Origin of the sequence: Pandoraea commovens (assembly GCF_024704525.1) — a bacterium.
Classification (GTDB): Bacteria; Pseudomonadota; Gammaproteobacteria; order Burkholderiales; family Burkholderiaceae; genus Pandoraea; species Pandoraea commovens.
Genome location: NZ_CP102780.1, coordinates 1,813,939 through 1,833,953 on the forward strand (window position 1 = coordinate 1,813,939; position 20,015 = coordinate 1,833,953).

The following is a 20,015-nucleotide window of genomic DNA, read 5'->3' on the forward strand; positions in this document are numbered from 1 at the left end:
AGGGGACGTCACATGCGATGCGTGTCACCGGCACGCGGTATAGAATCCATCAGCAAAACCACGGACCCATCTCTGAGGAACCCCATGATTTTTGAAATCGCGCAGATCGAAGTGAAGCCCGGCAAGGAAGCCGAGTTCGAACAAGGTGTCGCCAAGGCCGCGCCGCTGTTCAAGGGATCGAAAGGCTGCCACGGCATGCGCCTGCTCAAGTCCATCGAGCAACCGACGCATTACAGCCTCGTCGTGACCTGGGAAACGCTCGAAGACCACACCGTTCACTTTCGCAACTCGGAAGCCTTCCAGCAATGGCGCGCGCTCGTGAGCGATTGCTTCGCCGCGCCGCCGAACGTCGGCCACGTGACGGAAGCGCTGATCGGCTTCTAAGGCAGGAGCGGTTCTGCGTCCGATCCAATCGGAGCGCAGCCGATGAAGCGGTGATGGAGCCAGTCTCCACCACCGCTTTTTCTTTTTAGCGGGACGACTAGGGTTAACGCGATATGAGGCAATAAAAGTTTTCAGATAACATGCAAACCAGAAAAGAATTGAGCGACAGGAACGGATGACCACCAAGCCCAGAACCCTGACCGAGCAGGTCGCGCAGCAACTACAGGAAGCGATCCGGCAGGGCGTCTATCCCGTCGGCACCCGGCTGCCGACCGGCAAGCAACTCTCCGAATCGTATGGCGTGAGTCCGGCGGTGATCCGCGAGGTGACGGAGCGTCTGCGTGCGCAGGGGCTGATCGACAGCCGTCAGGGCGCAGGCGTGACCGTGAAGGCGCGTACGCCGCAAAGCGGTTTTCAGGTGCCCGTCGGGCAGGATGCGGCCGATCTCGCGAGCGTCTACGAATTGCGTCTGGATCTGGAGAGCACGGCCGCTGCGCTCGCCGCCGTTCGTCATACCGACGACGACATCCGTCAGCTCGAAACGATCCTCGGCAAACTCGAAACACATCTGTATCACCCGGAGAACGGCGTCGAGTTCGATACCGCTTTTCATGCCGCCATCGCGCGCGCGACGCACAACCGCTATTACGCCGACCTGTTGCAGTACCTGAATCTGCAAATCCGGCAGGTCGTGCAGGCCGCACGCACGAATACGTTGCGCCACGAGGGCCTCGCGGCGCAGGTGCATCAGGAGCACGTCGCCGTGTTCGATGCCATCAAGGCGCGCGATCCGATGCGCGCGCGTGAGGCGTCGCTCTCGCATCTGTTGAGTGCCTCGGGGCGTCTTGGCCTGACGCTTCCCGGGCGCGACATCATTACCGGCGCGGTTGCGCCGAAGCGCCATTGATCTGCGAGCCGCCGAGCTATCGTCAGATGCCATCCCCTACACCGTAACCCCCGACGCGTGACCTTATGACCATCACCGCTTTCGCTCAACGTCTGATCGACGCCGTCGGCGCCGACAGCGTTTTCACTTCCACTGAGGACGTCGCACCGTGGCTCGCCGACTGGCGTGGCATGTATCGCGGGCACGCGCAGGCCGTTGTGCGTCCGCGCTCGACGCAGGACGTCGCCAAGATTCTTGCGCTGTGCCAGAGCACGGGCACCCCGGTCGTCCCGCGCGGCGGCAACACCGGACTGTGCGGCGGCGCCACCCCGGACAAGTCCGAGCAGAACGTGGTGCTGAGCCTCGACCGCATGAACGCGGTGCGCAGCCTCGACACCATCGCCAATACCCTCGTAGCCGAAGCGGGATGCATTCTCGAAGACCTGCAACGCACGGCGCGCGACGCGAATCGTCTGCTACCACTGAGTCTCGCGGCCGAAGGGTCGTGCCAGTTGGGCGGCAATCTCGCGACGAACGCGGGTGGCGTGAACGTGGTGCGCTATGGCATGACGCGCGATCTGGTGCTCGGTGTGGAAGCCGTGTTGCCGAATGGCGAGATCCTTCACGGCCTGCGCACGCTGCGTAAGGACAACACCGGTTACGACCTCAAGCAGTTGCTCATCGGCTCGGAAGGCACGCTCGGTGTGATTACGGCGGCGGCGCTGCGTCTGTACGCCCCCACGCCGGTGCGTCAGGTGGTCATCGCCGCCGTCACGTCGCCGCGTCAGGCGCTCGAGCTTTATGAGCTGCTGTTCGCCGAATGCGGCCCGCGCATGCAGGCGTTCGAGTTCTTCACCGGCGAGTGCGTCGATCTGGTGATGGCGCATGTGCCGGGCGTGCGTGCGCCGTTTGGTGAGCGTCACCCGGGCTACGTGCTGGTCGAGCTGGCCGATACGGCAGACGAACAGGCCCTCGGGGCATTGCTCGAACGGGTGATCGAGGCCGCTATCGAGCGAGATCTGTGTGCCGACGCCGTGGTGTCGTCCACGCTGGGTCAGGTCGAAGAGATGTGGAAGTTGCGCGAGGAAATCTCCGAAGCGCAACGTGCCGACGGCCCGCACCTGAAGCACGACGTCTCGCTGCCCATCGAATCGATTCCCGAGTTCATGACCAGCGCCGAGGCGCGGGTGCGACGTGTTTGTCCGCAGGTGCGTCCGTTCATCTTCGGCCACTTCGGCGACGGCAATTTGCACTACAACCTGTCGCGTCCGGCAGGTGAGGCGACGGATTTCATGGCAAAGCACGGTGAGGCGATCACGGCCGAAGTGCTCGACGAAGTCGCGCGCTTCGGCGGCAGCATCAGCGCCGAACACGGTATCGGACAGCTCAAGCGCGACTACTTCGCCAAGTACAAATCGCCGCTCGAACTGCGCCTGATGCGCGAGATCAAGGCCGTGTTCGATCCGGCCGGGATCATGAATCCGGGCAAGCTGCTGTAACGATTTTTTCGCATCGCGGACGCCGGACATCGGCGTCCGATGACGTTTTCCCCTGAGGAGTCGACATGACCGCAACTTCCGCCGCCGGTGCGCCGCTGTGTCTGGGCCCGCTGCCGGAGATCGATCCGCCCACGTTCGAAGTGCCCTTTGGCGCTGTCGACACGCACGCACACGTGGTCGCCGCGAGCGACGCGTATCCAATGGTGCCCGAGCGCAGCTACACGCCGCCGCCCGCGCCCGAGGACAAGTACCTCGCGATGCTCGACGCGACGGGCATGACCTATGGCGTGCTGGTGCAGATCAGCGTCTACGGCACCGACAACCGGTACATGCTCGAAACGCTACGCCGTCACCCGGATCGCCTTCGTGGCATTGCGGTGGTGTCGCCGGACGTCACCGATGCCGAGCTGGAAGCGATGCACGCAGCGGGGGTGCGCGGATTGCGCATCAACGTGCTGTTCGGTGGTGGCATCGGCTTCACGGCGATGGAAACGCTCGCGCATCGCATCAAGGATCTGGGCTGGCATATGCAGTTCCTGATGGACGTGAATGCGCTGCCCGAACTCATGCCGCGCATGACGTCGCTGCCGGTGCCGGGCATCGTGGATCACATGGGTCATACGCCCGTGGCGCAAGGACTGAATTCGCCGGGCTTTTCGGCGTTGCGCTCGCTGGTGCGCGACCACGGTTACTGGGTGAAGCTCTCGGGCGCTTACCGGATCAGCGAGCGTTTCCCGACGTTCGACGATGTGACGCCGTTCGCACAGGCGCTCATCGAAGACGCCCCCGATCGCATGGTTTGGGGCAGCGACTGGCCGCATGTGTCGCTCACGCGCATGCCGAACACCGGTGCGTTGCGTAATCTGCTGCCGCAGTGGGCACCGGACGCCGAGACACGTCGGCGCATTCTGGTGGACAACCCGGCACGGTTGTACGGCTTTCCGAAAACGATCTGATTTCCGGTTTGCTTGCTTTACCCATTCCCGGCGCGCCTTGCGCTCATGAAGTCCAAGAGGTTCAGGAGGAGACAAGATGGATTGGTATCGCCAGATGAACAAGACCGAGCGGCACACGTTTATTGCCGCGTTCGGCGGGTGGGCGCTCGACGCGCTCGACTTCATGGTGTTCACCTTCGTGATCTCGACACTGATCACCGTGTTCAGCATCGACAAGGGACAAGCCGGCATGCTGGCGACCGTGACGCTGCTGTTCTCGGCCATCGGTGGCTGGCTTGCCGGGGTGCTGGCCGACCGTTACGGACGGGTGCGTATCTTGCAGGTCACGATTCTGTGGTTCTCCATCTGCACGGTACTGATCGGCTTCGCACAGAACTTCGAGCAGATTTTCGTGCTGCGTGCGTTGCAGGGTCTGGGCTTCGGCGGCGAGTGGGCGGTGGGTTCGGTGCTCATGGGCGAGATCGTGCGCACCGAGTATCGCGGCCGCGCCGTGGGGACGGTGCAAAGCGGCTGGTCTATCGGATGGGCCGTGGCGGCGCTTTGTTATACGGCGTCGTTCTCGTATCTGCCGGAAGAGTATGCGTGGCGAGTGCTGTTCTGGATCGGTGTGATTCCGGCATTGTTCGTGCTTTTCATCCGAAAGAACGTGCCTGAGCCCGAACTGTTTCAGCGCACGCGCAAGCGCGAAGATGTCGCAGAAAAGCGCACGTCGGCGTGGGCGATCTTCTCGCCGGAACTGATCAAGACGACGGCACTCTCGGCGCTGCTGTGCACGGGCGTGCAGGGCGGGTACTATGCCGTGACGACGTGGTTGCCCACGTTCCTGAAGACGGAGCGCCACCTGTCGGTGATCGGCACGGGCGGCTATCTGCTGGTGATCATTCTCGGTTCGTTCATCGGCTACCTGACGGGGGCGTATCTGACCGACCGTCTGGGGCGTCGCGCGAACCTGCTGATTTTTGCCGTGCTCTCGGGCGTGAGCATTTACGTCTACACACAGCTTCAACTGAGCAACGACCAGATGCTGATTCTCGGCTTCCCGCTGGGATTCGCGGCGTCGGGCATTTTCAGCGGCATGGGCGCGTATCTGACGGAGCTGTTTCCGTCGGCGGTGCGTGCGAATGCGCAGGGCTTCGCGTATAACTTCGGGCGCGGCATCGGCGCCTTGTTCCCGAGTCTGGTGGGCTATCTCGCCAAGACGAGCGGTCTGGGCTCGGCCATCGGGATGTTTGCCGGTGGCGCGTACCTCGTCGTGCTGATCACCGCGTTCATGTTGCCCGAGACGAAAGGGCGCGAGATCGAGTAAGTTCGCGAGCAACTTCGCAGCTCAGTTGGCTGAATTCGCAAGACAGTTTTCGTATGTTCGAGGACGGCCGTTGCCGTGGTGTCGGCAGGCCGTCCGGTTTTTTTGATTCAAGGGAGTTCCGCATGAAGATCCTGGTACCGGTCAAACGGGTAGTGGATTACAACGTAAAGGTTCGCGTGAAGAGCGACGGCAGTGGCGTCGACATCGCGAACGTGAAGATGTCGATGAATCCGTTCGACGAAATCGCGGTGGAAGAGGCGGTGCGTCTGAAGGAAGCGGGCGTGGCGACGGAAGTGATCGCGGTGTCGGCGGGCGTGGCCCAGTCGCAAGAGACGCTGCGTACGGCGCTGGCCATCGGTGCGGATCGCGCGATTCTCATCGAGTCTGACGAAGAGTTGCAGCCGTTGGCTGTGGCCAAGCTGCTCAAAGCGCTGGTGGACAAGGAGCAGCCGCAACTGGTGATCCTCGGCAAGCAAGCGATCGACGACGATTCCAACCAAACGGGTCAGATGCTGGCGGCACTCGCTAAGCTGCCGCAGGCGACGTTCGCCTCGAAGGTGTCGGTGGCGGATAACCGTGCACAAGTGACGCGCGAAGTGGACGGCGGTCTCGAGACCGTGTCGCTGTCGCTGCCTGCGGTGATCACGACGGACCTGCGCCTGAACGAGCCGCGTTACGTGACGCTGCCCAACATCATGAAGGCGAAGAAGAAGCCGCTGGAGACCGTGAAGCCTGCGGATCTGGGGGTGGATGTGAGCCCGCGTCTGAAGACGCTGAAGGTGGCCGAGCCGCCCAAGCGCAGCGCAGGGGTGAAGGTGGCGGACGTGGCAGCGCTCGTCGACAAGCTCAAGACCGAAGCCAAGGTTATCTAAGGGAGACGACGAGATGAGCATTCTGGTCATTGCAGAACACGACAACAACGCTATCAAGTCGGCGACCCTGAACACGGTGACGGCAGCGCTGCAATGCGGCGACGACGTGCACGTGCTGGTCGCGGGCAGCAACGCGAAGGCAGCAGCTGACGCCGCTGCGCAGATCGCCGGTGTGAAGAAGGTGCTGCTCGCAGACGCCGCCTACTTCGGCGACGGTCTGGCTGAGAACATCGCGGACGAAGTGGTGTCGATTGCAGGCAACTACTCGCACATCCTGGCCCCGGCCACGGCGTACGGCAAGAACATCGCCCCGCGCGTCGCAGCGCTGCTCGACGTCGCGCAGATTTCGGATATCACGAAGGTCGACAGCGCGGACACTTTCGAGCGTCCGATCTACGCAGGTAATGCGATTGCGACGGTGCAAAGCGCCGATAAGGTGAAGGTCATCACGGTGCGCTCGACGGGCTTCGACCCGGCGGCGGCCACGGGTGGCAGCGCTGCGGTGGAAAGCGTCGCAGCGACGCCGGACGCTGGCGTGTCGCAGTTCGTGGGCCGTGAAGTGACGAAGCTGGACCGTCCTGAGCTGACCTCGGCGAAGATCATCGTCTCGGGTGGCCGCGGTCTGGGCAGCGGCGAGAACTACACAAAGGTGCTGGAGCCGCTGGCGGACAAGCTGGGTGCGGCGCTGGGCGCATCGCGCGCGGCAGTCGATGCCGGTTACGTGCCGAACGACTATCAGGTGGGCCAGACGGGCAAGATCGTCGCGCCGCAGTTGTATGTGGCTGTGGGCATCTCGGGTGCGATTCAGCACTTGGCGGGCATGAAGGATTCGAAGGTGATCGTGGCGATCAACAAGGATCCGGAAGCACCGATCTTCTCGGTGGCGGACTACGGTCTGGTGGGCGATCTGTTCACCGTCGTGCCGGAACTGACGGGCGCGCTGTAACGCGTTGGGCTGCGGGAGTCGCTCCCGCAGCCGATTCGGATGAAGACGTGTGCAAGTGCGCCTTCATCCGAATCGGACATCTCGAACGGCAAACAGGGAACAGCGATGGACAAAGTCGATTGCGTCGTGATCGGCGCGGGCGTGGTGGGACTGGCCGTCGCGCGAACGATGGCCATGGCCGGACGCGAAGTCGTCGTGCTGGAGTCCGAGCGTGCCATCGGCACGGGCACGAGTTCGCGCAACAGCGAGGTCATCCACGGCGGCATCTACTATCCGCCCGGCTCGCGCAAGGCGACGCTGTGTGTCGAGGGCAAACACCGTTTGTACGAATTTTGCGCCTCGCACGGTGTGGAGCATCGTCGCTGCGGCAAGCTGATCGTCGCGACGACCGACCATCAGGTCGCTGAGCTCGAAGCGATCGCCGCCAACGCGCGCGCGAGCGGGGTCGACGATCTTCAGTGGCTGACGGCGGCGGAAGTGGCACAACGAGAGCCTGCGCTGCACACGTTTGGTGCATTGCTCTCCCCGTCGACGGGCATCGTCGACAGTCATGGGCTGATGCTCGCTTTGCAGGGTGACGCGGAGAACGCAGGTGCGATGCTGGCCTTCGAGGCGCGCGTAACAGGCGCTCGCGTGGGCAGTGCCGAGGGCATCGAACTCGATGTCGAGACCGATGGCGTCACGTCGACACTGCTCGCCAACACGGTCGTCAATAGCGCGGGCCTGTACGCTGTCGATATCGCTCGTCGCTTCGATGGGCTGGCGTCGGAACACATTCCTCAGCGGTATTACGCGAAGGGCAGCTATTTCACCTGCGCGCAGCGTGCGCCGTTCACCCATCTGATTTATCCGGTGCCCGAGCCGGGCGGACTGGGCGTCCACCTGACGCTCGATCTCGGCGGTCAGGCGCGTTTCGGTCCGAACGTGGTGTGGGTGGACGAGATTGACTACACGGTGAATTCGTCCGACGGCGACGGCTTCTACGCCGCAGTGCGACGCTATTGGCCGACGCTGGCGGATGGCGCGTTACAACCGGGCTATGCGGGAATTCGACCGAAGATCAGCGGACCGGGTGAGCCGGCAGCGGACTTCCGGATCGATGGACCGGCGGTGCATGGCGTGGCGGGGCTCGTCAATCTGTTCGGCATCGAATCGCCGGGTCTGACGGCGTCGCTGGCGATTGCGGAGGCTGTGCGCGCCGCATTGGACTGATGGCCTGACTCCCTGAGGAGAGACGTCAGGCGACAAATCGCGAGATGGGCCGCCCGGCCACATCTCGCTCATGTCTGCTATCTGGCTAACCCCGTGATGCCTTCCCGGCGGCGCCGCGAACGTTGCGCGGCAATCCTGCCTGGGGACATCGTGACATCGATGGATTCGATCTGGTGTGCGGGTCGGCACACCGACGACCCATCAGCGCCACTCGACACCCATTACCGCACGGCGACCGGCGGCTTCCACGAAGCGGGGTTCGTCCAGAACACACCACGCAGTCGATCGGTGTCGCCACACGGCGTGCTGCGTGCCGGTTTGCTGATCTGACCTGCACAGGCGCTGATATCGCGGCCCGATTGTTGCAGGCGTTTCAGAATCGTATCGAGCATGCCCGATTCGCGCCATTCATTCAGTTTGCGACGGCAGGTCGGCACGGAGGGGTACTGCATGGGCAGCTTGGACCAGCTCTCGCCAGTGAACAGCACCCACAAGACAGCATTGGTCAGCGTGCGCTGCTCGACTTGAGGGCGGCCGCGTCGTTCCGTACGGACCGGTCGGTCGCAAATCAGATCACGCAGGGCGTGCCATTCAACGTCGCTCAGTTCATTAAACATAACACCTCGACCCAAAACAAACGGAGGCGCCGCAGGGGGCGAGTCCGGGTTTCGCGATCTAGTAAGAACCGGTGCAATCTGGTGCGTACTTATCGTCAAAACTCGGCCAAGGCGGCGTCGATCCCCGATGCTGGAAATACAAGCAACAAGCATGCCAGGACATCGGGTTCTCTTTTGAAGAACGCCGCGGGCGGGTCGAACCACACTGCGAAGGGAGCGTTTAACCAGCAAAAAAACGCCCACTTGGCAGGTGGGCGCAGCTCCTGAGTGGCTATTGGGATAGGCAATCGCAAAAGCGTCAGGAGAAAAGGAATACGTGCCTTTTGGCCAGTCCGGATCGTTTGTTGTTCTCGGCTCGGGCCACGGTGTCTCGCTCCACATGCGCCAGCTTGTCAAGCTTGCAGCCGCAATCATGACAAAAACCGCGAGTCGACGCGCTTCGGAATTACCCCCATTGCGGTGCATGCCGCCGGACGCGGGCGTCGGGCCCCGAAATCGCCCGAAAGCCCGCCCCGCTTGCCCTGGATGGGTGCCAGCCTGCGCTTGCATAGGGCATGGTGTTTCGAGAACGGGCGCAACCAAGCGCAACCGTCGCGATACCATCGGCGCAACTCCGTCTCGCGTGGTGAGAAAGTGGCCCGGTCGCCTCATGGTCTTCCGTCATGGTCGGGTGGCGGGACCGTAGCCTATAATGTGCGCCTTCCATGAATATCGTCTATCGGCTGCGCGGAACCGCCGCACACCGGTCGGCGCCATTGTGCGCAAACGGCATGAGCAACGACAGCGATAACAAATATTCGGTCCCGGGCCTGGAGCGCGGTCTGCGGATCCTCATGACTTTTTCGGCGCGCGAGCCGGTGCTGGCAGGGGCGGACCTTGCCCGTCGGCTGGATATTCCACGCTCGACGGTGTTCCGTCTGTTGCAGACGCTGGAAGCCGAAGGCTTTATCGAGAAGGCGGGCGACGACCGTCATTACCGACTCGGTGTGGCAGTGCTGCGCCTCGGTTTCGAGTATCTGAACTCGCTTGAGCTGACGGATCTGGGGACGCCCGTCATCGAGAAGCTGCGCGACGCGACGGGCTTCTCCAGCCACATCCTGATTCTCGATCAGCGCGACGCAGTGTTCGTCGCGAAGGCGGCCAGCCGCGAACTGGTGTTTGGTACGGTACGCGTGGGTACGCGTCTGCCCGCTCATGCGACCGCCGTCGGGCACATTCTGCTCGGCGACTATTCGTTGCCGTCGCTCAAGCAGCTTTATCCGGAACGCAAGCTCGAAGCCTACACGGCGCATACGCCCACCACGGTCGATGCGCTCCACCGCGTGGTGCAGGAAGACATCGCTCGCGGTTACAGCATGAGCCAAGCCTTCTTCGAACAGAACATTTCGACGATCGCCGCGCCGGTGCGCAATCATCGAGGGCAAATTGCCGCCGTGATCAGCGTGACGATCCCGCAGGCACGCGTCGAAGCCGACCTGCTCGAGAGCGGCATTGTCGAGAAGGTGGTATCCGCAGCCGATGAACTCTCTCATAAGCTGAATTACCGCTCCGAGCGCACTGGTGTTGTGCCGCTCGGCGGGCATCCGTGATGTAACCCGACGGTCCCCAACCCGACGGTCCCCAACCCTACGGTCCCCAACCCTACGGTCCCCAACCCTACGGTCCCAAATCCTCCCCGCCCTTAATACCCCCCGGGCAGCGCCAATCCCCGGCCCCCTGACTCCGTTCCACTACCTTTAAGTCACTGCGTCAGGGGGGGCCGGGGATCGTCGCCACTCATACGCCCCGTTTTTCTCCGCCCCCGCTTCGTTGCGCACTTCGTCGCGCTTGTCTCGCCATCTTCTGATCGACCCCGCCCGGACGTCGCAGTCGTGCCTTTCCCCTATTTTTTCCCGCAGACGCGCGTCACCTTTGTCATTAGCATTTGCGCAACATCAATAAATGCTTACTTATTTTCTGCTTGTCTCACAGTAGCCACTTCGACATAATTGTCTCACCTATTAATCATTGTTTCATAGGTAAGACAATAACGATGCAGCAGCCGGGACGTTGGGAATAACGTCGAGCGTGCCGGCAAAGGGCGTCAATAGCCCCGGGCATCAGAGGCAAACAGGAGTGGATGGTGAAGAGACGCAGTATCGGCGCAGCCTGCCTATTGGCATGCGTTGGCGCGGCACATGCCGCTGATAATTCATTACAGATTTACGGGACGGTCGACGATGGCCTCACTTATGTGAGCAATCAGGGCGGCGGACGTCTGTTCAAAATGGACGCCGGGATCGGTCAACCCGACCGCTTCGGCATTAAGGGACGCGAGGATCTCGGGGGCGGTCTCGCCGCTATCTTCCAACTCGAACAGGGCTTCAACACGAGCTCCGGTGCGCTGATCAATAGCGGCGTCGAGTGGAATCGTCAGGCGTGGGTCGGTCTCGCCAGCGATCGTTTCGGCACGGTATCGATCGGGCACCAGACAGACTTCATGCAAGACGTCTCGATCCGCTTCTCGAACGGCTTCTGGCAGCACAATCTGTATGCCTATCACCCCGGTAACCTCGACAATCTGGCGAACTCGTCGCAGATCGATAACGCAGTGAAGTGGAACAGCACGAGCTTCCACGGACTGACGGGCGGTCTGATGTACGGTTTCGCTGGCGGCAATGCCCAAGGGCGCACGGCCGGTGCCTACGTGAAGTACGACAACGGCGCGCTGTCGATGGCTGCCACTTACGTGAGCATCAATAAGCGGACGTTCGATTTCTCGTCGCGTCTCGGCATTTCGTCGATCTTCGGTCAGTCGGCCCTTTCCGCCACGAAGCTGTTCCAGTCGGATGCTGTGAACAACACGGGCATCGGCGCTTCGTACCGCATTTCGTCGCGCTGGAACGTGCACGCGCTCTATACGCGCAGCGAAGTTCGTGCGCCGGGCGGCTCGGGCAACATGTTCAACTACGACGTGGGCACGGAATACCGCGTCACGGAAGCAAACGCGTTGACGCTGGGCTATTCGTACTCGTCGTTCAACCACACGCACTACAACCAGATCGAAGCGGGCGACCTGTATTCGTTCTCGAAGCGTACGCAGTTGCAGGCGCAGGTGACGTACATCGGCGCGACGGGGAATAACCACGCCGCGTCGTATCCGATCGGCGCATCGAGCAATCACGATCAGATGCTGCTGCGCGTCGGGATGTATCACAGCTTCTGAGGTAGCGGCTAAGCCTCGATATTGTCGGTATCGTCGGCGTCGAATTCGTTCGGTGCCGACGATGTCGGCGATGTTGGTGATTGCAGGATTTTCGGTGGCGTTCGTATGAGGTCGCCGCCCATTATGAGATTCAACATGTCAGTTTCTCTGCCCCCCAAATCCTCCCAGCGCCCCTCGCGTGTGCGCTACTGGATGCTCTTTCTGGTCTTCGTCGGCACGGTCATCAACTACGTCGACCGCGCCAATCTCTCGGTCGCCGCCCCGATGCTCAAGCAGGAGTTCGGTCTCGGACCGGTCGAGCTGGGCTTCATTTTCTCGGCGTACGCATGGACGTATGTGATCGCCAACATTCCCGGCGGCTGGGTCATCGACCGCTTTGGCACACGTGCGATCTACGGTGTCGCCATCCTCAGTTGGTCGGTGCTGACGTTCATGCAAGGCTTCACGTCGCGCTTCGCCACGCTCTTCGGTATGCGGCTGGGCGTGGGCATTGCAGAAGCCCCGACGTTCCCGGTGAACAACCGCGTGGTCTCGATCTGGTTCGCCCAACGTGAGCGGGGTGTGGCCACGAGCGTCTACCTCGTCGGCCAGTACATCGGCATGGCGGCGCTCACGCCGGTGCTGTTCTGGATTGCACACACGTGGGGCTGGCGCGAGATTTTTTACGCGACGGGTCTGCTGGGCATCGTGTGGGCTGGTGTCTGGTTCGTCGGTTATCGCGATCCCGACAAGTGCGCGTGGGTCAACGCCGCAGAACTCGAACTTATTCGTAGCGGCGGGGCGCTCGTCGAAGTGAAATCGGCGGAACCTGCGACGGCGCAGAAATTCCCGTGGCGCAAGCTGCTGGCGCTGTTTCGTAATCGCCAGATTATCGCGATATGCGTGGGCAAATTTGCGTCGCTCTCGTCGCTGTATTTCTTCCTGACGTGGTTCCCGACCTACCTGATCACCGAACGTCACATGACGGTGCTCAAGGCCGGTGGCATGACGTCGGTGCCGTTCGTCGCGGCGTCCATCGGCGTGGTGTGCGGTGGTCTGCTCTCGGACTGGTTGCTGCGTCGCGGCGTGGCGGTCGGTACGGCGCGCAAGACGCCTATCGTCACCGGTCTGCTGCTGGTGCCGACGATGTCGCTCACGGTACTCACGGACGCCAACTGGCTCGTCATCGCCATCATGTCGTTCGCGTTCTTCGCACAAGGCGTGGCGTCGGCGTCGTGGTCGCTCGTGGCAGACATTGCCCCGAAGGGCATGGTCGGCATCACCGGCGGTGCGGTGAACTTTGCCGGTAACCTCTCGGGCATCATCACGCCCATCGCGATTGGCTTCATCGTCAAAGCGACAGGCTCGTTCGGCTGGGCCCTCGGTCTCATCAGCATCTTCGCCATCGCCGGGGTGCTGTGCTACCTGCTGTTGCTCGGCGAAGTCAAACGCATCGAACTGGACGACGATGACGATGACGGCAAGGAAGGTCAAAGTGCTGCCGTGACCGGGAAGGCCCGCGCGGCCTGAGATCGCCACCGTCGTCCGTTTGGCGGATGATGGCGGCGCCGACTGGGCCGCCATCGAATTGGCCATTCACGGATCGCGGCGGACAGTGCGGAGCAGGTCGGTTCAGGGGAGATCGTTCCGCGTCAGGCCTCCACCGCCTGACGCCGGTAATCTCCCGGACGCGCCCCCGTCCATTTCCGGAACGCCCGGAAGAACGCGCTTGGATCGGCGAAGCCCAACGACAGCGCAATTTCCAGCATCGGCTTGGACGTGTGGCACAGCGCGTGAATCGCAAGATCGCGTCGCAACTGATCCTTGATCGACTGGTATGACTGTCCCTCGTCTTCCAAGCGCCGGCGCAACGTCGACGGGGTCGTGTGAAACTCGCCCGCCAACGCTTCGAACGCGGGCCAGCTGTCGGTCGGCATGGTCTTCAGTCTGCGTCGCACCCGCGCCACCATCCCCTTGGTGTTCTTGTACTTGAGGATGATGTTGCCCGGCGCGGCCCGCAGAAAATCCTTCACCGTGACTTCGTTTTGCACGACCGGCAAGTCCAGACAGGCAGCGTCGAATTCGATAGCGGTATGCGGAGCACCGAAAACCAACCGCGCCGAATACATGGTTCGGTACTCTTCGCTGTAGACCGGTTCGTCAAAGGCGAAGTACGCCGTTCCCAACGTCACGCGCCGTGCGATCAGCCAACAGGTGAGGGCGTAGAAGAGAATCAGCAGCGTCTCGTGTCCGAAGATGCGCGGCGCTTTCGCATCCGGCCGCTCATGAACTTCAAGCCGGGCCAGTGCGCCGTCGCGCACCAGATGCATCTCCAGATCGTCGAGCAACAACCCCATGAAGCGGCAGGCACGCTGCAACGCTTGTTCCAGCGTGTGGCAGGCGACGACGCTGTGACACAGCATCGCAAAACTGCCGAACTTCATGCGTCGCGAATCCTGTCCGAAGAACTCGTCGTCCAGTGCGAGACTGATCAGCCGCCACAGATGCGCGTATCGATCCGCCGAGACACGCCCCTGAGGATGCGCGAGCAACGACGGGGCGATATCCGCGGCGCGCAGCAATGCCGTTGGATCGCCGCCGAGTCGCTCGACGTGCGCCAATGCGTTGATCACAAAATGAATCGAAATACTGCCTTTTTCCATGCGTCGCGAATCGGAGCCGGCGGAATGCCGTAGCAGGGGGACGCAGGAATTCTAGCAGTGCGGCCCCTGTCGGCGCTTCCGTCGCCGTCCGAAACGCTGATCGGAGTATTCCGAAATCGCGGATTTGGCAGATTTGGCGCGGTTGGTGGACTTAGCGTTTCGATTGCAGCCTAAGACGTCGAGACTTCCCTGGGCTTACTTCGGTGCCATGCGCAATGCGCCGTCAAGACGAATGACCTCGCCGTTGATCATGGTGTTCTCGACGATGTGTCGCACCAGTGCGGCGTACTCCGACGGACGGCCCAGACGCGGCGGGAAAGGTACCGACGCACCGAGCGCAGCCTGCACCTCGGGCGTCATGCCAGCCATCATCGGTGTTTCGAAAATCCCCGGTGCAACGGTCACGACACGTACGCCCAGTCGCGCCAGCTCACGCGCGGCGGGCAAGGTCAACGCGGCGACACCCCCCTTGGACGCCGCATACGCCGCCTGACCGATCTGCCCGTCGAACGCTGCGACCGATGCCGTGTTCACGACGACGCCGCGTTCGCCTTCGGCATCCGCTTCACCCTCGGCCATCGCCGCAGCCGCAATGCGCAGCACATTGAACGTGCCGATCAGGTTCACGTTAATGACGCGCGCGAAGCTCTCGAGCCGGTGCGGTCCCTGCTTGCCAAGAATGCGCTCGCCAATGACCATGCCCGCGCAGTTGACCACACCGTTCAGCGTGCCGAAGGCACTTTTCGCCGTGTCGACGAGGCGCTGCACATCGTCTTCGCGCGTGATGTCGGTCGCGACGAAGCGCGCGGCCTCGCCCAGCGCGTCGGCCTGTTTGGCACCGGCTTCGGCGTTGATGTCGCCGAGCACGACTTTGGCACCTGCGTCGACGAACATGCGGGCGGTTGCTGCACCGAGCCCCGACGATGCGCCGGTGACGAGAAAGACACGGTCCTTGATTTGCATTGCGAATCCCGAATAAGTAAAGGTGGCGCTCAGGCCGCATTGGCCGACGCTTGCGCGGCCTTGGCGATTTCCTGATTGCGCAGAATGAAGCGCTGAAGCTTGCCGCTCGGCGTCTTGGGCAGTTCGGTCACGAATTCGACTTCGCGCGGATACGCGTGCGTCGACAGTCGATGGCGAACGTGTTCCTGCAATTCGCGGGCGAGGGCGTCCGACGGCGCGAACTGGGCGTGCAGCACGACGAATGCCTTGACCAGCTCCGTGCGCTCGGGGTCCGGCTTGCCCACTACGGCCGTTTCGACCACAGCGGGATGTTCGATCAGCGCGCTTTCCACGTCGAACGGACCGATGCGATAGCCCGCCGACGTGATGACGTCGTCGTTACGTCCAACGAAGCTGATGCTGCCGTCGGCGTTGCGCTCGACGGTATCGCCGGAAAGGTAGTAGTCGCCCATGAACGCAGGCGTCTCCCGCTCCCAGTAGCCGCCGAACCACATCAGCGGCGATTGCTTGCGGTCCAGCGCGAGTACGCCCGGCTGGCCGACAGGGCACTCCCGGCCTTCGTCGTCGAGCACCACGACACGGTGCCCCGGCGAGGCAAAGCCCGCAGCTCCCGATTGCACCGGATGCGAGAGCGCGTGATGGTTGCATACCACCATGCCCAGTTCCGTCTGGCCGTAATGGTCGTGAATGGTCACACCGAGATGTTCGGCGAACCAGCGAATGACTTCCGGGTTCAGCGGTTCACCGGCGCTCGACACGGCGCGCAGCCGCCCCTTGACGGGAGCCGCCGCTTTTTCGCCGCCAGCGATGAGCAGACGAAATGCCGTCGGTGAACCGGCGAGGTTGGTGATACCCAGCTTGTTGATGATTCGGTACGTGCTCTCGACGGTAAACGGCCCGTCATAGAACGTCGTGGGAATCCCCATCGCGAGCGGTCCCGTGACGGCGTAGTACAGCCCGTATGCCCAACCCGGGTCGGCAATGTTCCAGAAGGTGTCGGTCGTACGCAGATCGACGGCGTCGCGCATATAGCCCATGAACGCCATGATCGCGCGCAGCGGCACCATTACCGGCTTGGCCGCGCCCGTCGTGCCAGAAGTGAACATCATCATGAAGGGATCGTCGCCCCGGCGCATCACTGGGTCGAACACCTCGTCGTGGTGCTCTACCTCGTGCCAGAAGCTGAAGTCACCGCGTCGCACACCCTGACCGCGAGGGCCGCCGACCGTCGCGACCGGCGGGCAGTTGGCGACTTCGTCGAGCTTCGCCCGGTTGGTCGCGTCGGTAATCACGAGCTTGCTCTGCGCGCTTTGCAGACGGTGTTCGATCGCCTTCGGCCCGAACGCCGTGAAGAGCGGCTGATACACCGCGCCCGCGCGCCAGGTGCCGAGAATCGTGATGAGTAATTCCGGCGTGCGAGGCAGCAGGCCGCTGACACGGTCGCCGGGCTGCACACCCTGTTCGCGCAGGAAGTTGGCGAAGCGCGCCGACAGGGTTTGCAGCACTTTGAACGTCCAGGTCTGGCTCGTGCCGTCCTTGCCTTCCCAGAACAGGGCGATGCGCCCGGGCAGGGCGTGGCGGTCGCAACATTCGACACAGGCATTCATCGCGTCGAGGTTGCCGTCCAGCGTGGCGCGCACGGTGGCGTCGAGGTCGAACGCCTCATAGGCTTGGGCGTAATCCGCAGTCATGGGTTGTCTCCTGTAGTCCGATGCCGGTCGGCAGCGCGCCTGCGATGCAGTGACCTCCGAGCGCTTCGCCGACCGCCCGCGGCACCGTCTGTTCTCGGGTGCGACGCTCGCGGGCAAGGGGAAATTCATCGTAATGGGTGGCGTTGGCGGCAGGCAATGTCCAATCGGGTCAGAGTTCGTGAGGGATTTATCCACTCCGCAAACAGGGGATATCGCCCCGCGTCAGGCGTACCCTGGGCGTTGTCCGGTAAGGCCTGCGGCGATTCCTTGCGGCCATGAGGGTTTGTCCCGAGCCCAATACAGACGATTCCGATGGCAATTCTGCTCATCGAATTTGCCGTTTTTGGCTATGGTGCCAACGGGGCGCGATCCCTACACTGGACCTATCGATAGGCGAAAGACGTCGACGATTTTTACCGCGATTTTTACCGCGATTCTTAACGCGATGCTTCCCGATAACGTTCCGATAACGTCACGGCGCAGGAGACAGAACATGGATTTCTACACCGAAGACCAACGCATGATTCGCGACATGGCGCGTGCGTTTTCCAGCGAGCAGCTTGCGCCGAACGCAGCGCAGTGGGACCGCGAGTGTGCCTTGCCCGACGCGATGGTCGCGCAGATGGGCGAGCTTGGCCTGCTCGGCATGATGGTGCCTGAACAGTACGGTGGCTCGTACACCGATTACACGGCGTATGCGCTGGCGATGGAAGAAATTGCGGCAGGTTGCGCTTCCACGGCCACGATGATGTCCGTGCACAACTCGGTCGGCTGTGCGCCGATCCTGAAGTTCGGCAATGACGCCCAGCGCGCGCGCTGGCTGCCGGATCTGGCGGCAGGCCGCAAGATCGGGGCGTTCTGTCTGACCGAGCCGCAAGCCGGGTCGGACGCCAGCAATCTGAAGACGCGCGCCGAGCGCCGGGGCGACAAGTGGGTGCTCAACGGCAACAAGCAGTTCGTGACGAATGGCAAGCGCGCGGCAGTGGCCATCGTGTTTGCAGTGACCGATCCTGCGGCGGGCAAGCGTGGCATCTCGGCCTTCATCGTGCCGACCGATACGAAGGGATTCGAGGTCGGGCGTCCCGAGCACAAGCTGGGCATTCGTGCGTCGGACACCTGTCCGATCACACTGGTCGACTGTGAGGTCGGCGAGGACGCCATGTTGGGTGAGCCGGGACAGGGTCTGAAAATCGCGCTATCGAACCTTGAGGGTGGGCGCATCGGGATCGCGGCGCTGGCGCTTGGCGTGGCGCGCGCCGCGTTCGAGGCGGCGCTGCAATATGCGAACGAGCGTCAGCAATTCGGCAAGCCGATTCGCGAGCATCAGAGTATCGCCAACATGCTGGCCGACATGACGACGCGCATCAACGCGGCGCGCTTCCTGATCCTGCACGCAGCAGCGCTGCGCACACAAGGCTTGCCCTGCCTGACGGAGGCGTCGCAGGCAAAGCTTTTCGCGTCGGAACTGGCGGAGTGGGTGTGCACGCATGCCATTCAGATTCACGGCGGTTACGGGTATCTGGAGGACTATCCGGTCGAGCGCTTCTATCGCGATGCCCGCATCACGCAAATCTACGAAGGCACCAGCGAAGTCCAGCGGCAGGTGATCGCCCGCGCACTGGATTGAGGAGGAGGGCAAGTGAATCTGCACGATGGCGCTGTCGAGGCGCAAGACGAAGTGTTGTTCGACGTGATCAACGGGTTCGGTGTGATCACGCTCAACCGGCCGAAGGCGCTGAACGCCATCACCCACGGCATGGTGGGCGCTATGTGGCGACAACTGAGGGCGTGGAAAGACGACCCCATGGTGCGGGCGGTGCTGATCGAAGGGGCGGGGGAGAAGGCGTTCTGCGCTGGCGGCGATGTCCGCGCGCTATACGACAGTCGTGTGAACAACGCTGACGCGCATCAGGCGTTCTTCGTCGACGAGTATCAGCTCGATTATTTGATTCACCGATATCCGAAGCCATATATCGCCTTGCTCGATGGCATCGTCATGGGCGGTGGCATGGGTGTCGCGCAGGGTGCGGCGCTACGCATTGTGACCGACAGAACGAAGCTTGCGATGCCGGAGACGGCCATCGGCTTGTTCCCCGATGTCGGCGCAAGTTGGTTCCTCGGGCATCTTGCGCCGACGCTGGCGCGCTATCTCGGCCTGACCGGAGCAACCATTGCGGCGGCCGATGCGCTCTACTGCGGACTCGCCGATGTCTGGCTTGAAGGCGATGCCCTGGCGCAACTGCGCGAAGTGCTCCTGAAGTTCGAATGGTCCAAGGACGATGCGAGCGCCACAGATCACGGTAACGACGCGTTGCTCGCGCGTCTGCGCGCCGCTATTGTGCCGCTGGGGCATACGTCGTCGGACGCCGCGCCGCTTGCTGGCGTAAGAGCGTCGCTCGACCGGCATTTCAGCGCCCTTGACGTGCCGGGCATCGTGGCGTCGCTGACGGACGACGTCGATAACCCGTGGGCGGTCGAAACACTGGCGCTGCTTCGCCAACGCTCTCCGCTCAGTCTGTGCGTGACCGACCGGCAATTACAGAAGGGGCGACGCCTCGATCTGGCCGACGCTTTCCGGATGGAGCTGGTGCTTGGCTATCACGCATTCGCGTCCGGCGATTTCGTCGAGGGCGTCCGTGCGCTGCTGATCGACAAGGACAAGCAACCCCGTTGGCGCTTCGCCACATTGGACGACGTGCCGACGACTGAGGTCGATGCCTTCTTCGTTTCACCGTGGCCGGAAGGGGAGCATCCACTGAATGCGCTAGGCAGGGATTGAACTCGGGCAAACGCATGCGACAATGCCGGTTTTGCGGGGGACCGCACAATCCGTTGG

General features: G+C 62.6%; 17 protein-coding genes. 13 read left to right on the forward strand and 4 right to left on the reverse strand.

Features of this window, described 5'->3' with window-relative positions; translation table 11 throughout:
- Positions 1 to 84: 84 nt before the first annotated feature.
- From NTU39_RS08595 to NTU39_RS08630, 8 genes are all read left to right on the forward strand, one after another.
- Positions 85 to 384, forward strand: coding sequence for an antibiotic biosynthesis monooxygenase family protein (locus NTU39_RS08595; RefSeq protein WP_039399708.1), 300 nt, complete (start codon positions 85 to 87; stop codon positions 382 to 384).
- A gap of 175 nt (positions 385 to 559) precedes the next feature.
- Positions 560 to 1,291, forward strand: a complete 732-nt coding sequence (locus NTU39_RS08600; RefSeq protein WP_150665699.1) for a FadR/GntR family transcriptional regulator — start codon at positions 560 to 562, stop codon at positions 1,289 to 1,291.
- A gap of 65 nt (positions 1,292 to 1,356) precedes the next feature.
- Positions 1,357 to 2,769, forward strand: a complete 1,413-nt coding sequence (locus tag NTU39_RS08605) for an FAD-binding oxidoreductase (RefSeq protein ID WP_150665698.1) — start codon at positions 1,357 to 1,359, stop codon at positions 2,767 to 2,769.
- Positions 2,770 to 2,834: 65 nt separating this feature from the next.
- Positions 2,835 to 3,725 (forward strand): amidohydrolase family protein, encoded by an 891-nt coding sequence (locus NTU39_RS08610; protein ID WP_257959663.1) that lies wholly within the window; start codon positions 2,835 to 2,837, stop codon positions 3,723 to 3,725.
- Between the two features lie 76 nt (positions 3,726 to 3,801).
- Entirely contained in the window at positions 3,802 to 5,031 is a 1,230-nt protein-coding gene (locus tag NTU39_RS08615) for an MFS transporter (protein ID WP_257959664.1), read from the forward strand.
- Between the two features lie 122 nt (positions 5,032 to 5,153).
- Positions 5,154 to 5,903 (forward strand): electron transfer flavoprotein subunit beta/FixA family protein, encoded by a 750-nt coding sequence (locus tag NTU39_RS08620; RefSeq protein ID WP_039399700.1) that lies wholly within the window; start codon positions 5,154 to 5,156, stop codon positions 5,901 to 5,903.
- 13 nt (positions 5,904 to 5,916) lie between these two features.
- Entirely contained in the window at positions 5,917 to 6,849 is a 933-nt protein-coding gene (locus tag NTU39_RS08625) for an electron transfer flavoprotein subunit alpha/FixB family protein (protein ID WP_150665112.1), read from the forward strand.
- 105 nt (positions 6,850 to 6,954) lie between these two features.
- Entirely contained in the window at positions 6,955 to 8,061 is a 1,107-nt protein-coding gene (locus NTU39_RS08630) for an NAD(P)/FAD-dependent oxidoreductase (RefSeq protein WP_150665694.1), read from the forward strand.
- Positions 8,062 to 8,282: 221 nt separating this feature from the next.
- Here NTU39_RS08630 and NTU39_RS08635 read toward each other — a convergent pair whose 3' ends face one another.
- On the reverse strand, positions 8,283 to 8,678 hold the full coding sequence (locus NTU39_RS08635; protein WP_039399697.1) for a transposase: 396 nt from the start codon (positions 8,676 to 8,678) through the stop codon (positions 8,283 to 8,285).
- Positions 8,679 to 9,448: 770 nt separating this feature from the next.
- On the opposite strand from NTU39_RS08635, the gene NTU39_RS08640 reads away from it, so the two are divergent.
- The 3 genes from NTU39_RS08640 (at position 9,449) to NTU39_RS08650 (ending at position 13,392) form a co-directional block, all read left to right on the forward strand.
- Positions 9,449 to 10,267, forward strand: coding sequence for an IclR family transcriptional regulator (locus tag NTU39_RS08640; protein WP_150665692.1), 819 nt, complete (start codon positions 9,449 to 9,451; stop codon positions 10,265 to 10,267).
- A gap of 530 nt (positions 10,268 to 10,797) precedes the next feature.
- Complete coding sequence (locus tag NTU39_RS08645; RefSeq protein ID WP_257959665.1) at positions 10,798 to 11,883, forward strand: porin; 1,086 nt, start codon at positions 10,798 to 10,800, stop codon at positions 11,881 to 11,883.
- A 135-nt stretch (positions 11,884 to 12,018) separates the two neighbouring features.
- The gene (locus NTU39_RS08650; protein WP_257959666.1) at positions 12,019 to 13,392 is read left to right on the forward strand and encodes an MFS transporter; all 1,374 of its coding nucleotides are present in this window, start codon (positions 12,019 to 12,021) and stop codon (positions 13,390 to 13,392) included.
- A gap of 122 nt (positions 13,393 to 13,514) precedes the next feature.
- Here the strand turns inward: NTU39_RS08650 and NTU39_RS08655 are convergent, their stop codons facing one another.
- The 3 genes from NTU39_RS08655 to NTU39_RS08665 form a co-directional block, all read right to left on the reverse strand.
- Positions 13,515 to 14,525 carry an AraC family transcriptional regulator gene (locus NTU39_RS08655; protein WP_257959667.1) on the reverse strand — a complete coding sequence of 337 codons (1,011 nt, stop codon included), beginning with the start codon at positions 14,523 to 14,525 and terminating at the stop codon, positions 13,515 to 13,517.
- A 195-nt stretch (positions 14,526 to 14,720) separates the two neighbouring features.
- Positions 14,721 to 15,488, reverse strand: coding sequence for an SDR family NAD(P)-dependent oxidoreductase (locus NTU39_RS08660; RefSeq protein WP_150665688.1), 768 nt, complete (start codon positions 15,486 to 15,488; stop codon positions 14,721 to 14,723).
- A 29-nt stretch (positions 15,489 to 15,517) separates the two neighbouring features.
- The gene (locus NTU39_RS08665; protein ID WP_257959668.1) at positions 15,518 to 17,179 is read right to left on the reverse strand and encodes an AMP-binding protein; all 1,662 of its coding nucleotides are present in this window, start codon (positions 17,177 to 17,179) and stop codon (positions 15,518 to 15,520) included.
- 493 nt (positions 17,180 to 17,672) lie between these two features.
- Here NTU39_RS08665 and NTU39_RS08670 point away from each other — a divergent pair, with 493 nt between their 5' ends.
- The gene (locus tag NTU39_RS08670; RefSeq protein WP_257959669.1) at positions 17,673 to 18,806 is read left to right on the forward strand and encodes an acyl-CoA dehydrogenase family protein; all 1,134 of its coding nucleotides are present in this window, start codon (positions 17,673 to 17,675) and stop codon (positions 18,804 to 18,806) included.
- A gap of 12 nt (positions 18,807 to 18,818) precedes the next feature.
- Positions 18,819 to 19,958, forward strand: coding sequence for an enoyl-CoA hydratase/isomerase family protein (locus NTU39_RS08675; RefSeq protein WP_257959670.1), 1,140 nt, complete (start codon positions 18,819 to 18,821; stop codon positions 19,956 to 19,958).
- The last annotated feature ends 57 nt before the right edge of the window (positions 19,959 to 20,015 follow it).

What these genes read in the sequence shown, in the direction of transcription:
- NTU39_RS08595 (WP_039399708.1), top strand. Translation starts at nt 85, where the DNA reads ATGATTTTTGAAATCGCGCAGATCGAAGTGAAGCCCGGCAAGGAAGCC.
- NTU39_RS08600 (WP_150665699.1), top strand. Translation starts at nt 560, where the DNA reads ATGACCACCAAGCCCAGAACCCTGACCGAGCAGGTCGCGCAGCAACTA.
- NTU39_RS08605 (WP_150665698.1), top strand. Translation starts at nt 1,357, where the DNA reads ATGACCATCACCGCTTTCGCTCAACGTCTGATCGACGCCGTCGGCGCC.
- NTU39_RS08610 (WP_257959663.1), top strand. Translation starts at nt 2,835, where the DNA reads ATGACCGCAACTTCCGCCGCCGGTGCGCCGCTGTGTCTGGGCCCGCTG.
- NTU39_RS08615 (WP_257959664.1), top strand. Translation starts at nt 3,802, where the DNA reads ATGGATTGGTATCGCCAGATGAACAAGACCGAGCGGCACACGTTTATT.
- NTU39_RS08620 (WP_039399700.1), top strand. Translation starts at nt 5,154, where the DNA reads ATGAAGATCCTGGTACCGGTCAAACGGGTAGTGGATTACAACGTAAAG.
- NTU39_RS08625 (WP_150665112.1), top strand. Translation starts at nt 5,917, where the DNA reads ATGAGCATTCTGGTCATTGCAGAACACGACAACAACGCTATCAAGTCG.
- NTU39_RS08630 (WP_150665694.1), top strand. Translation starts at nt 6,955, where the DNA reads ATGGACAAAGTCGATTGCGTCGTGATCGGCGCGGGCGTGGTGGGACTG.
- NTU39_RS08635 (WP_039399697.1), bottom strand. Translation starts at nt 8,678, where the DNA reads ATGTTTAATGAACTGAGCGACGTTGAATGGCACGCCCTGCGTGATCTG.
- NTU39_RS08640 (WP_150665692.1), top strand. Translation starts at nt 9,449, where the DNA reads ATGAGCAACGACAGCGATAACAAATATTCGGTCCCGGGCCTGGAGCGC.
- NTU39_RS08645 (WP_257959665.1), top strand. Translation starts at nt 10,798, where the DNA reads ATGGTGAAGAGACGCAGTATCGGCGCAGCCTGCCTATTGGCATGCGTT.
- NTU39_RS08650 (WP_257959666.1), top strand. Translation starts at nt 12,019, where the DNA reads ATGTCAGTTTCTCTGCCCCCCAAATCCTCCCAGCGCCCCTCGCGTGTG.
- NTU39_RS08655 (WP_257959667.1), bottom strand. Translation starts at nt 14,525, where the DNA reads ATGGAAAAAGGCAGTATTTCGATTCATTTTGTGATCAACGCATTGGCG.
- NTU39_RS08660 (WP_150665688.1), bottom strand. Translation starts at nt 15,488, where the DNA reads ATGCAAATCAAGGACCGTGTCTTTCTCGTCACCGGCGCATCGTCGGGG.
- NTU39_RS08665 (WP_257959668.1), bottom strand. Translation starts at nt 17,179, where the DNA reads ATGACTGCGGATTACGCCCAAGCCTATGAGGCGTTCGACCTCGACGCC.
- NTU39_RS08670 (WP_257959669.1), top strand. Translation starts at nt 17,673, where the DNA reads ATGGATTTCTACACCGAAGACCAACGCATGATTCGCGACATGGCGCGT.